General features: G+C 51.7%; 9 protein-coding genes and 1 pseudogene. 8 read left to right on the plus strand and 2 right to left on the minus strand.

From position 1 onward, the window contains the following. Positions 1–7: 7 nt before the first annotated feature. Positions 8–1354, minus strand: a complete 1347-nt coding sequence (locus tag AC0V6Z_RS09490) for a metallophosphoesterase (RefSeq protein WP_472638272.1) — start codon at positions 1352–1354, stop codon at positions 8–10. Between the two features lie 253 nt (positions 1355–1607). Between AC0V6Z_RS09490 and AC0V6Z_RS09495 the strand changes: the two are divergent. The 3 genes and pseudogenes from AC0V6Z_RS09495 to AC0V6Z_RS09505 all read left to right on the plus strand — a co-directional run bounded on the left by AC0V6Z_RS09495 (position 1608) and on the right by AC0V6Z_RS09505 (position 3356). Continuing rightward, positions 1608–2008, plus strand: a pseudogene (locus AC0V6Z_RS09495) (DDE-type integrase/transposase/recombinase). Between the two features lie 149 nt (positions 2009–2157). Further along, a complete protein-coding gene (locus AC0V6Z_RS09500; RefSeq protein WP_472638273.1) occupies positions 2158–3063 on the plus strand; it encodes a LacI family DNA-binding transcriptional regulator in 906 nt (301 codons plus the stop codon). Further along, entirely contained in the window at positions 3060–3356 is a 297-nt protein-coding gene (locus AC0V6Z_RS09505; protein WP_472638274.1) for a hypothetical protein, read from the plus strand. Before AC0V6Z_RS09500 ends, AC0V6Z_RS09505 begins: the two co-directional genes overlap by 4 nt. A 218-nt stretch (positions 3357–3574) precedes the next feature. On the opposite strand, the gene AC0V6Z_RS09510 is transcribed toward AC0V6Z_RS09505, so the two are convergent. After that, the gene (locus tag AC0V6Z_RS09510) at positions 3575–4783 is read right to left on the minus strand and encodes a methionine gamma-lyase (protein ID WP_472638275.1); all 1209 of its coding nucleotides are present in this window, start codon (positions 4781–4783) and stop codon (positions 3575–3577) included. 108 nt (positions 4784–4891) lie between these two features. Here AC0V6Z_RS09510 and AC0V6Z_RS09515 point away from each other — a divergent pair, with 108 nt between their 5' ends. The 5 genes from AC0V6Z_RS09515 to AC0V6Z_RS09535 all read left to right on the plus strand — a co-directional run bounded on the left by AC0V6Z_RS09515 (position 4892) and on the right by AC0V6Z_RS09535 (position 12677). Next, positions 4892–5350, plus strand: a complete 459-nt coding sequence (locus AC0V6Z_RS09515) for an Lrp/AsnC family transcriptional regulator (RefSeq protein ID WP_472638276.1) — start codon at positions 4892–4894, stop codon at positions 5348–5350. 216 nt (positions 5351–5566) lie between these two features. Further along, a complete protein-coding gene (locus AC0V6Z_RS09520; protein WP_472638277.1) occupies positions 5567–6103 on the plus strand; it encodes an RNA polymerase sigma factor in 537 nt (178 codons plus the stop codon). Beyond that, positions 6100–7146 carry a FecR family protein gene (locus AC0V6Z_RS09525; protein WP_472638278.1) on the plus strand — a complete coding sequence of 349 codons (1047 nt, stop codon included), beginning with the start codon at positions 6100–6102 and terminating at the stop codon, positions 7144–7146. The genes AC0V6Z_RS09520 and AC0V6Z_RS09525 overlap by 4 nt, the downstream gene beginning before the upstream one ends. Before the next feature lie 120 nt (positions 7147–7266). After that, positions 7267–10533 carry a TonB-dependent receptor gene (locus tag AC0V6Z_RS09530; RefSeq protein WP_472638279.1) on the plus strand — a complete coding sequence of 1089 codons (3267 nt, stop codon included), beginning with the start codon at positions 7267–7269 and terminating at the stop codon, positions 10531–10533. 344 nt (positions 10534–10877) lie between these two features. Next, a complete protein-coding gene (locus tag AC0V6Z_RS09535) occupies positions 10878–12677 on the plus strand; it encodes a BCCT family transporter (RefSeq protein WP_472638280.1) in 1800 nt (599 codons plus the stop codon). Positions 12678–12985: the final 308 nt, after the last annotated feature.

The raw sequence follows: 12985 nt of genomic DNA on the forward strand, positions 1-12985 counted from the left end.
TCACAGGTTACGTCCAATGCTCTTTTGTAGCTGCGCGTCTTCGGGCTCGATTTCGCGTTGTAGCGTAGAGGTGGCTCATCATCTCGCTGAAGAGCTTACTTTCGGGGACTTGATCTATGATTTCAAACAGCGTTGAGCCGGTAGGTGCGGTGCTGCTTGGATAGTTGTCTTCAAAGCTGAACATCTTGCCAGGGTCCCATGGGAAGTCGGGTGAATCGTAGGCGTGATAAGTGTCTGCCCCGATCGGCTCCAAACCGGCTCCAAGTTTAATATGCTTCAGCGAGGGGAAATTGCCGTGATCCGTCGAAACAGCAGGGATCGAAACCAACAGTTCCTTGAAATTGCCGCTGCACGAGCGTAACCGCCGGATTCCGTTGAGATGCGTATGGCCCGAAAATACTCCGACTATCACATCGCTTTTGGCGGTGATCCGCTCAAGGAAGACTTCCTGTAGCCAGCGCCCGCGATCGCTCCTTGTGTCGCCATAGTAATCAAGGTGGCGGCCCCACATGTAGACGCCGCCGAAGCCGTCGATCCCCGGCGGTACATGCATCGCAAGAATGACGGGTTCGCCAAGGCGTTGGGCATCGGCAAGCTGATCCCTAATCCAGTCAAGTTGCGTAGACGCGCCCCGACTTATTTCTAACTCTCGCTCCTCCAGAGATAGGTTACTCTGGTTGCACCGTGACGAGTCTGACTTTCTGGTGTAGACAACCGTATTCAGGGCAAGCACCCTTAGTGGCTGCTCAGAAGCACCACGACCAATGGCGACGCGCGCAGAGTAGAACCCCTTGTCGATATAGTCGTCATTGATAATGGAGGCTCGGCTTCCAGGGCTCGTGGAGCCGTTGATGAGGGGCCACCCTTCGCCTTTAGACTTTTTGGCAAAGTCGAATACGGTGATGCCCTTCCAATCAAAGCCGCAGTAATTTGGACCGATCGTGTCATTGTTGCCTGGAAGGTAAAGCAGTGGGACATCACTACCTGAAACAATTCCGGCGAGCCCGTCCAGCACTTCACCAAAATCAGCTCCGCGAGGGCCGGTGCTCTGACCATGCGCAGGCATGTCACCCAGATAGATTATGAAGTCGACCGAGTTCGCCGTTATAATATCCTCAGCCTTCTTGCGCGCGGCTCTCCACAATGGTTCAGTCGTTTCGCAGTTGAAGCATTCCTTTTCGGAACCGCCTAGAAGATGCACATCAGATAGTGCGAGGAAAGAACCAACTTGGTGGTTACTGCTATCGCTATAGGGATTATCATTTTGTGGATTTGCTCTCACTGCACTGCCAATTCCTGACGAAAGGAATGCCAATATCAGAAATTTAAAGGCAATTTTTCTCAAAAGATTCATATAAATTCCTTGCGCACAGAGTCGCTATACTCGTAAACGATCTTACCGAGTATACAGGTCAATTTATATTGTTGAGTTTTACCCTTATTATTCGGCTAGCCATTAGATTCGATTCTGTCAATCGAACTAACTTAAACACCTGGCTGGTAGAGGGAATCACTGTGGAATAAATTTGTGCGTGCTATTATGTTAGTGTGGTGACTGGATTTAATTTGCTTTGATCGCGCTTCAATCGAAAGGCACAAGCGAATAAATTGAATGTACGTATTATTTAAATACATCATTCAAAGTCGTTTTTCTGATTGTGATGATGCATGTGTGGTTTCCGCTGAGCTTGCAGAACGTGGAAGATCTTCTGGCTCAGCATGAATACGACATTTGCTATGAAACGGTGCGTTTATGGTGGAATAGATTTGGGCCGATGTTTGCTGCCGATATTAAACGCCAAAGGATCAACCGCATGCGCGGCTTTCGTTACTGGCGCTGGCCCCCCGATGAGATGTTTGTGAAGATCGGCGGGAATTGGGGCGTTGGCTCAACAATCGAGCCGAGAACTCGCACTTACCGTTCCGACGAAGAGAGCGGGCTATGCAGCGTTTTAGACAGACGAGAACACTGCAGAAGTTCGCTTCCATCCAACTCATCGATAGATAAAATTACAAGACCCGCCGCTCAGTCGCTTTGGCTGAGTGGCAAAACCTCATGGCTTGAGGAGCGGCGAGGGTAGGGCGCTCTGCGTCAATCGGAGACAAGTTAGCCTTAGACCGACGGCACCAACACACTCACTCCTTGATTTTGAAACCTTGGCGGCGTTTGCTGTTCAATTGATTAAGCAATGGCTTGTTTCGCTACGTCACAGGAGTTCCAGTAAACCCGCCATTGCTTCAATCGCGTTCATGCGCGAAAACAACCGCCTGGCTCTAATGCTGGCTGGGCGAAATCAAGGGGTACGTCAGGATGGTTCTAAAATCTCGATGACCAAAGCAATTCCTAGAATGAAAGATGTCGCCGCGAGGGTTGGCGTGTCGATCAAGACCGTATCGCGCGTGCTGAATAACGAACCGCGAGTACAGGAATCGGTGCGCCGGAAGGTTTGGTCGGTGGTTGAGGAATTAGGCTATGTACCAAGTCATTCCGCACGCAGTCTCCGAAGCAAGAAATCGTACAAAATCAGCCTAGTCTACAACGTTTTGGAAAGTGCCTATGCGAACAAGGTGCAGTTGGGGGCCGTGGTTGCCTGTCAGGAACTAGGGTACGGTTTGCAGGTTTTGCTGCCACCGCCGTTGATGGGGCTTTCTTGTGACGAAATTGTGGGGATTTTTCAGAAGTTGTTTTTCCCCGATCCTCCAGATGGCATGGTCCTTTTGGCACCTTATGCCAGCGACCCAACGATCAACAAGGCATTGCAGGAGCTTGGCATTCCTGTTGCAAGGATCGGTCCTGTCGGTGAAGACTTTGGTGGTTCCGTCGTTCAGATCAATGATTATGAGGCTTCGCGTGACGCAATGAAGCATCTCATAGATCTTGGCCATCGACGGATTGGCTTTATCCGTGGCAGCGAAGATCAGTACGCCACGCATGAGCGTTTCCGTGGGTTCTGTGCTGCGCTTGCCGATGAGGGCATTCCGCGAAGTGAAGAAATTTCGCGGTCAGGAGATTTCGATTTTGAAAGTGGTGTTGAGGCGGCTGCAAGCTCCATTATGTTATGAGCGCACGCGGAGAGCCTTTCTGGCATGATAATCGCGCAGCTGCCTCTCTGACAGAAGAATTGCTGCCGTTCCTCTCTGGTGCTGAGCCGGATTGGGAGGCGCTTAAGGGCAGCACTCTGTTCCCGCTGCAAAGCTATAAATATGTCTATCATGGTATGCGCAGCGCGTCGTTTCGTGGGCGCAAGGAGCGGATCAATCAGGCAGCTGGTCCATTGGCAGAATCCCAACGATTGAGTGCGAGATTACAAGAGAACCTGCCGACAAACCGTGAGCTTTTGAAGGCCTTCTCGTAGGCCAAAGCAAGTTAATCAAAGGCGGCGGGCTACATGTTTGGAATGTGCGGTTTTTTGTGGGCCAGGGCTAAGCAAAGGCGATCAGCGGGCATTGTCAAGCTAACTGCCCCTTGGCGAATTGAGCAGCGAGGGTAAGGCGCTCTACATCTTGCAGCGACGATTTCGCGTTAGACCAACAGTACCCCCCTCTTTTGGCTAAAGCCATTTAGAGACAGAGCTTAACGAAGCGATTCAAGTGCCGATTCCAAGTCATGTAACAGGTCATCTTCGTCTTCTAGACCGATGGAGATCCGAACAAGTCCGTCATCAATGCCGTGATCATGGCGCTCCTGAGGCGAGTAGGTGGAATGTGTCATGCTTGCTGGATGCTGAATCAGAGTTTCAGTATCTCCCAGCGATACGGCGCGCTGGATGAGATTTAGTCCATTCATCAAAGCTAGTCCGGCATCATAGCCGCCATCCAGTTTGATAGCGATCATTCCGCCGAACTGGTCCATTTGCATCTTTGCCAGATGGTGCTGAGAGAAAGTGGGAAGACCTGGATAGAACACTTGTGAAACAGCGTCATGAGTGTGCAGGTAGGTGGCAATTGCCTTAGCCGATTCAGTGTGTTGTCGCATTCGTATTTGTAGGGTTTTCAATCCTCGCAATACCAACATGGCGTTGAACGGTGACATAACCGCGCCGGTCATATCTTTCATGCCTACCAAGCGGATTTCTGAAACATCGTCAGTGCTGCCAATAACAAGTCCGGCGACCACATCACCGTGCCCTCCCAGATATTTGGTTGCTGAATGGACGACAATATCCGCGCCCAGTTCAAGAGGGCGGGTAATGACTGGTGTAGCATAGGTATTATCGACGACGCAGCGGGCACCTGCCTGCTTTGCTATTGCCGAAATTGCGGCAATATCGACAAGCCGCATATTGGGATTGGCAGGTGTCTCAAAATACACGATTTTGGTTTTGGATGAGATAGCTTGAGCAAGCTCTTCGGGGTCCGTCATATCGACGTGTGTGATCGTGATTCCAAACCTTCCAAGGCCATGGCGCATGAATGCGAACGTACAGCCGTATAAGGTTTTGTCGGTGATCAGTTCATCGCCCGGTTCCAGAAACGTCCATAATGTCGACGTAATCGCGCCCATGCCGGAGGCCGTGGCTAGAGCCGCTTCTCCGTTCTCCAGTGTTGCAATTCGTTGCTCCAATAGAGCCGTGGTTGGATTTGAGATGCGAGAGTAGAAGTGTCCTTCTCTTTCTCCAGCGAACATCTCACCGCCTTCTTGGGCGCTTTCAAATACAAAGGTCGATGTCAGATGCAAAGGAGGCGTAAGTGCGCCTTCTGCTCCTGCTGGATCATATCCGTGATGAATTGCACGGGTCGCGAAACCCATTTTTTGAGATTGGGATTGATGCTTATTGAACATGTGCACTCCTCTGCATGCACAATCATAGCGTGGTTTGGGTGGCGATAGATTGCTATATTAGCTCAAAAAGCATGGTATTTTAGCATATATGACCCTAAAAGGTCGCTCATGGATATTAAAGACCGGCAGATCATCCGCGAACTCCAGAAGAATGGACGCCTTACGAACCTTGAGCTTGCGGAGCGCGTCAATCTGTCGCCATCGCCCTGCTTGCGCCGCCTCAGAAACCTTGAAGACACTGGAGTTATTCAGGGATATGCTGCTCTCGTTGATCAGAAAGCATATGGCGTCCCATTGACCGTCTTTGTCAGTATATCACTGGAAAAACACTCCAAGGAAGTCGTGCGTTCGTTTGAACGGAAGGTTGATGCGATAGATTCAATCTTGGATTGTTTTATGACAACGGGAGATGCTGATTACTTTATGCGCGTCGTAGTTTCTGATTTGGAGGTGTACGAGAGTTTTGTTCGAAAAGAACTGCATGCATTGCCGGGCATCCGTTCCATTGACACAAAATTCGCATACAGCGTCGTCAAGAATACACAGGTCTATCCCGATATGAGTTAGAGCGATCATCGCTAAGCCGGTCGGCAAAGGTGTGCCGGACTGACACTTTGTTTCTGTCCGGACTGTTGGCGTTTAAACTCTTTGTAGTTGGAATAGGTTGGCGAGGCTTCCAGTGATTGCACTCCAACTAGCGAGGCGAGGAGTGGTTGCTCGAACTTGCTATCTCCCTCGATTCGAAATAGCTGAGATGAATGTTGTCGAAAAAACCATTCGAACGTGGCTAGGACTCCTTTAGCTCCGCTAGGCGCCAAAGATCGTGCGTTGTTAGAGGGTTGGTCTCAAGAATTCGGGCCAGCCCTTAAAAGCTATTTCAGGAAGCGTGTTCCATCGCCTGGGGAAGTGGACGATCTGGTGCAGGATGTCTTTGTTCGCTTGGCGCATCGCGCCGATCTGAATTCGATCGAGACGGTTGAAGGTTACATCTTCCAGACCGCACGGGCATCGATCGCCGAATATTATCGTAAGCGCACAACCAGCCGTGTCGACCTGCAAGATATGTTTGATGAAGATAAGCATATTTTGGCGGAAATCTCGATCGAAACCGTCTTGGCAGACAGGGAGGCTGTAAAACAGCTTATTTCAGGACTCTATGAATTGCCGGAAAAAACGCGCGATATATTCGTCCTTTATCACTTTGAAGGGTTCAAACAGATGCAGATTGCGCAGGATCTGAACGTTGGGATCAGGACGGTTGAACGCCATCTCGCACAGGCAAATACCTTCCTGTTGAAGCGAGTCGAGCGTTATCGATGAACTCGCCTGCCGAAACAGATATGGATACCTGCGAGGCGGCAGGATTTTGGGATGCCCGTTTGCGCGCACCCGACTGCAGTGATGCCGATCGTGCTGAGCATGAAGAATGGAAAAGCGCAGATCCAGATAACGCACAGGCGTTCAACGGCTTGCAGAAAATGATCAAGGACTTGCCGATGATCGCATTGATGCCGGAAGTGCAGTCTATGCGCTCAGCGGCACTAAGCCGCAGCCAGGAAAGTGCTGCGCCTACCCCGAATTCAACCCGTTGGTCGTTTGCAAGCAAGGCCTTTGCTGCAAGCGTTGCGGCTGTTGCCATGACTGCACTGCTTGTCATGCAAACAGGAAGTAACGTCGAAGGCGTGACGCACGCGGTTAACGATCATACACCGGTCTTTGAAACAGCGGTGGGTGACCGGACCGACATCCCGCTCACCGATGGAACGATCGCAACGCTCAATACTGACAGCGAGATTGACGTGCGATACGGCCTGGACGAGAGGGCTATTCACCTTACTAGAGGGGAGGCGCACTTCGATGTCGCCCATAATCCTGATCGCCCCTTCGTCGTCTATGCAGGCGATTACAAGGTGATAGCAGTCGGAACTGCGTTTGATGTTAGAACGTTAGAGGATACGGTCGACGTAACGGTCCTAGAGGGCAAGGTTGAAGTTAAGCGGATCGATCAAGATGATCGGGAAAGCCTGCAGCGAGGTGCGATGCTTGTTGCCGGACAGAAACTTAGCGTGCGTCAGGCTGGTCCAGCGCTGCGTCGTCAGGCGAATTTGTCCGTTGCTGCGTCCTGGCGAAATGGCAACGCTGTATTCGAAGATACTCCCCTGATGATCGCAGTTCAGGAAATGAATCGTTACAGCGATGTCAAACTTACCATCTCCGACTATGAGCTAGCGAATACCGAAATCAACGGAGTGTTCATTGCCGGGCGGCAAGACAGCTTTGTCGCTGCATTGGAAGCATATTTCGGAGTAACAGCCACGCACGTTAGCGGCACTGAAATCCACTTGGAGCCATCAGCGCGTTAGCGGTTTGGTTGCTTGGGTGCCTCTCGCTCAAAAAAGGTTGGCGGGTTTTGGTTTCCGTATCGCTCTACCCCACTGACAATCGAGAAACGATTGCAGACTGAATGATGGGGGAATCCTGAGATGAATCGTACTACCGCCAAAACTACCGCCGCATGTCGAGCCATGCTTCGCATGGGTGTCGCCTCGGTTGCTTTGGCTTTCGCGAGTCCGGCGTTGGCGAACCCCGTCAATTTCGACATTGATCCGCAGCCACTCGGTGATGCTCTTAGGGAATTTGCTCAAGAGAGCGGTAAAGAGATCCTCTTTGCTAGCCATCTCACAAATGGCAAACGATCGAACGACGTTGATGGTCGCTATGAGCCTGAGGTTGCACTCGGGCATTTGCTGCGTGGTACTGGTCTTCGCTTCACCAAGACGCGACATAATGTCTTTTTGGTGCAAGCGTCGCAGGCGCGAGAGGGCACTAACGGTCAGGCTACTGCTGAGGGGCAGGAGGCAACCATTCTCCCTGCTTCAACAGCTGGTCAGGCGGCGGCAGCTGACAACACGATCATCGTAACGGGTTCGCGCATTCGCCAGGCGGCAGTGTCAAACGCTACATCAAACATTCCGCTGCAGGTCTTGGATGCCGAGGATATTGCGCAAAGCGGCTCTCGGGATATTGCCGAGCTTCTACGTGATCTGCCTGGCGTAGATCGAGGCTTTACGCCGGAAACCACATCATCAAGCGTCCAGAATAGCGGGTTGAGTACAATCAGCCTTCGACGCTTGGGGCCAAATAGGACATTGACTCTGATTGACGGGCTGCGAGCTGTTTCCAACTCAGGCAATGGCGAAAGCGTAAGCCTTAACACGCTGCCGAGCGGGTTCGCAAAAAGGTTGGAGGTCACCACTGGTGGTGCGTCAGCAATTTACGGTTCGGATGCAATCGCAGGTGTTGTAAACATCATCCTGGAAGACGACTTTGAGGGTGTTGAGCTGAGTACACGCTATAATACGCCGGAAGCTTCTGGTGGCGAAGAATTCTCGATTGATGCCACGTTTGGTAAAAAGTTTGCGGATGATCGCGGCTATTTCCTCGCCGCATTTAGCTATGATGATCACAGTGCAATCTTAGCGGATGCCTCGCGTCCGCAATCAATCGCAAATGTTGAATTCAATCGACCTCTGACCAACCCACTGGACCCGGATAACCCTAATGCTTTCAGGGATGAGACCGCGTTCGGCGATTGTGATAATTCGGGGCGCTTTTGTATTAATCCTTCGGGTAGTGCTGGATTGCCGGGCGGCATCTTTGAGGGCGATGATGCCTTCAACATTGGAGGTGTGTTTTTCAATGATCGTGCAGGGAACCTTCCTGATGACCGCGATCCGCGGTTTGGCTTTGAAACGGATGTGGACGGCTTTAACTTTCGGCCTGGCCGATCGCTCTTCCCATCGTTCGAAAACTATAATGGTGCCGTTCGGGCGTCGTTCGAAATCACACCGGACACAGAAGTTTTCTTCAATCTATTGTACACAAATTCGACGGTTGTATCGACCAACAGCGCAATAGTCATAACCAGCGGGACAGATATTGGGCCGTTCAACGCATTGGGTGATATTGGCCAAATTGCTGCTGATAATCCCTTCATTCCGCCATTGGTTGAAGAGACTCGGTTAGGTACTGTGTCTTTCGCGCGGCGACTTTCCGAGTTAGGTCCTGCAATCACAACCAATGAGCGCGAGACGATCCGCGGCCAATTCGGGCTAAAAGGCGCGGTATCGGACGATCTGAATTGGACTTTGGGCGCCACCTTTGGTCGTTTCAATCAGCGGCAGGTGTCTCAAAACCAAGCGAACTATCTTAATATCCGGAGTGCTCTAAATGTTACTCCAGATGGCCTGCAGTGTGCCGACGACGCGGCGCGAGCCCTGGGGTGCGTTCCACTGAACCTCTTCGGTGAAGGCTCGATCTCGGATGCTGCTGCAGATTTTATCCGTTACACTGGGCTCCTGCGGCAGTTCCGTGAACAGGCGACTGTTTCTGGTGCGATCGATGGTTCGATCTTCGAGTTGCCTGCCGGTGATGTGAAGGTTGCGTTCGGATTCGACTACCGGCACGAACTTCAGGATACAACGGGTGACCCTGATCAGGACCTGGAGCTTACATCGCTCACGACCACACCAGATTTTCGTGGTTCCTTCGATGTGATTGAAGGTTTCGCGGAATTGGATATTCCGATTATCGAAGACCAGCTCTCGTTGCAGCTTGCTGGGCGAGTAGCCAATTATTCAACCGTCGGCACGGTTTACAGCTACAACGTTGGTGGTACTTGGCAGCCAATCGATGATATTCGTTTCCGTGCGCAGTATTCGCGGTCCCAACGGGCCCCTAGCCTGACCGAATTTTTCTCGCCATCGCGGCCGGATTTCGGAAATTTGCGGGACCCTTGTGATGGCCTGATGCCAGATGGTAGTGGGGTAACGCCAGCTCCAGGCAGCACAACATCAGCTGACACCATTGCTGCCAATTGTTTGGCGGAACCCGGGATCGCAGCATTTTTTGCGAACCCAGACAATGCAGGACTGGCATTTGAAGGTGTCCCGACCGTCGCCGAACCGAATGTTGGCAATCAAAACCTGCAGGAGGAAACAGGTACTACTTATACGGTGGGTGGCGTATTCACACCATCATTCATTCCAAATCTGGTGGTTGCGGTTGATTACTACGATATTTCCATCACCGATGCGATCAGCAGCATTTCAACTCAACTAACTGCTGACCTCTGTTTCTCGGATGCGGATTTCCCCGACAACCGTTTCTGCGATGTGATTACCCGTAACGCGACAAATGGCGAGGTAACGCAGATCATCAATCGGCAGGAGAATCTTGACAGTTTGGACGTCTCGGGGCTGGATGTCTCAGTTCTGTATAGAATTGAACCTCTCATAATTCCCGGTGAATTTAGCTTTGATGTGCGTTATTCGCACTACTTCACAGATGAATTCACGTTTCCCGCGATCGAAGGTCCTACGACAGAAAGCGTTTTGCGTAGAATTACACAGTCAGATGATGAATTTCGTGCGCGTGCAAGCTGGGCGTATGACGGTTTCAGATTGACGTGGACGACGACCTTCAAAAGCGGGGGGCTTGATGAATTCGTCGAGCCTGAAGATCCAAGCTTCTTCCGAGCAGGGTCGGAAACTCTTCATAATCTGTTTGTGCGATATAGCTTCGGTGATGATGACAGATTTTCGATAAATGGCGGCGTCACCAATGTCTTCGATAGGATTGGTCCTATTCTGCCGACCGGTTTGACGTTGGGAAATAGTCGCAACATTCTATCCACATTGAACGACATTGAAGGGCGAGAGTTCTATGTTGGAGTGAGCGCTAGATTCTAGATGCTAGGTCGCTCCCGCGTCAACGAAGCGCTGATCTTTTGTGAGAGGTCGGGTTAGCCCGGCCTCAAACAGAAAAAGGATGTCTGGATAGGGTCAGGGTATTGCCCTGACCCTACAGGCTAGTTTGTCCTTTCAAATGCTTAAATTTGTTATCCGAAGGCATCCACCTGATCGTGGCGGTGTATGTCGGGTTCCCACTGGGCTTACGGAACGCAGAAGATCTGCCGCTTTAACGCGTGATCGACATTTTATGTGGATGCGGCACCAGCGCTAGCGTTAAAGTTAGTATGGACGTATTCATAAAGGTCTAATCCGCCAGATTTGCAATGTGCGGCGGCTAACCTATGATCGTATCTCGCGCAGGGGCCCATTGTTTCGAGTTTGGCCGGGCCTGCGTCGGGGAGATAATTATCCATAACGATACCGTCAGCGGCACGAGCGCGCCAACCAGCGCGCCGATTGCGCCTCCACTTGTTGATCTGCCAATAGGGACACACGACAGCGGCTTCTACGATGGCTTTAGTAGGGCGGTGACGATCCCGTCCAAGATTATCGTCTCCTTTATCATCATGTGGGCGATTTTTTTTCCGGTAAACGCGCTGGAGACCTTAGGTGCAGCCAACACATCGATTATCTCGTTGTTTGGCGGCTGGTACATCTATCTCGTTGCCGCCTTAGTAGTGGTGTGCACGTTGCTGGCGCTGATCCCGCAATCGGGCGGTCTGCGGTTGGGGGCGCCGGATGAAAAGCCTGAATTTTCGCGCTTCTCCTGGTTTGCCATGCTGTTTGGTGCGGGCATCGGCATTGGGATGCTCACTTTCTCCACCGGAGAACCGTTGGCACACTTTGCCAACAATCCTGATATTATACGCGGCCAGATGGAGCCGCTGACGGAGGAAGCGGTGCGTCCCGCCTATCTGTACACCTTCCTGCATTGGGGTTTCGGGGCGTGGTGCACCTATGCCTTGGTGGGGTTGGGCATTGCCTATGTCGCGCATCGGCGGGATCTGCCGCTTACGATCCGGTCCAGCCTCGCGCCCTTGTTTGGTAAGGTCATGTCAGGTCCAGCGGGCCATATCGTCGATGTTGTGGCGGTGGTCGCCACCATATTGGGGGTGGCCTACACGCTCGGTTTCGGTGTCGAGCAATTCGTCGCTGGCCTTTACCGAATTGGCATGGGCGGCTGGCTCATGACGGCCGGGGATGATGGGGCGCTCGCCGCATCAAATGCTGGCATCATAACCGCGCTATTGGTGCTGGTTGGAGCTTCTACGGTCAGTGCATTGTCCGGGGTTGGGCGTGGGATCAAATGGCTTTCTAACCTTAACATGGGGCTGTCTTTTGCCCTCTTGGCGTTGTTCGCGACTGTAGGGTCGGGACTGTATGGGCTTAAGCTGCTTGGCGTTGCGACCTGGGATTATGTCATCACCCTGCCGCAGCAATCGCTAGCACGCTTCATCTCCGATGGCAGCGAGGTGGGCGATGCTCTGGTCTCTTGGCAGTTGGGCTGGTCTGTTTCTTATTGGGCATGGTGGATCGCCTTTGCGCCGTTTGTGGGCATGTTCATCGCACGGATCTCGCGTGGCCGAACCCTTCGCGAATATGTGTTCGGGGTGGCGATGGTGCCTTCGCTCATGTGCTTTGTGTGGATGGCGCTGGTGGGCGGCACTGCCATTGATCTGGAACTGAGCGGCGCTGCGGGTGGAGCTATCTTGGCGGCTCCTATGGCGGATCAGCTCTATGCGACTTTGGCCGTTATGCTTGGCGATGGAGTTGCGCTGCTTGTCTCGGGCTTGGTCGTCGTGCTGCTGATGACATACCTTATCACATCGGCTGACAGTGCGATTCTGATCGTCAACACGATCAATGGCGCGGGCGAAGACGAGGGTTCGCGCCGCTATCATATCTTTTTCTGGGGCATTGCGTTGGCGTTTGTCGTTGGATCCATGCTGATCCTGGGCGGGATAGAGGCTATCCGCATCACTATGATCATCGGCGCATTGCCGTTCTCATTTGTGGTCTTGTTGATGATGGTCTCTATCGTGAAGGCAATCGTGTTTGACGTTGTGCGCAAACACCACGGCGTACCCACTACTGCGGAAGCATGCGAAGAATGGAATGAGAAAGTAATGGCAAAAGAATAACTTGCCTTATAGATCGATTGCCGTGGAGAGTAAAATTTTCGATATTTGCCATAACTTGAAAAATTTGAATACAAAGGCAGAGTATAGTTCTGAAAATCTAAGAATAAAAAACTTATATCTATAAGTATGTGTTTCTTATTTCGCAAAATTCATTCTATATTTGCTAATGTTGTTATTTTGCAACATGACTTTTCTAAGTCCCCAAAATTTGGTCGCTAGCTGTGGCCGGGCCATGGATCGCTTGTTACCTGCCCCTTCAAGGGCACGAAGTCTTTCTGATTGCGCTATTTTACTGACTCAGCGGCCCA

The sequence above is a fragment of the Erythrobacter sp. SN6-5 genome, assembly GCF_057364945.1.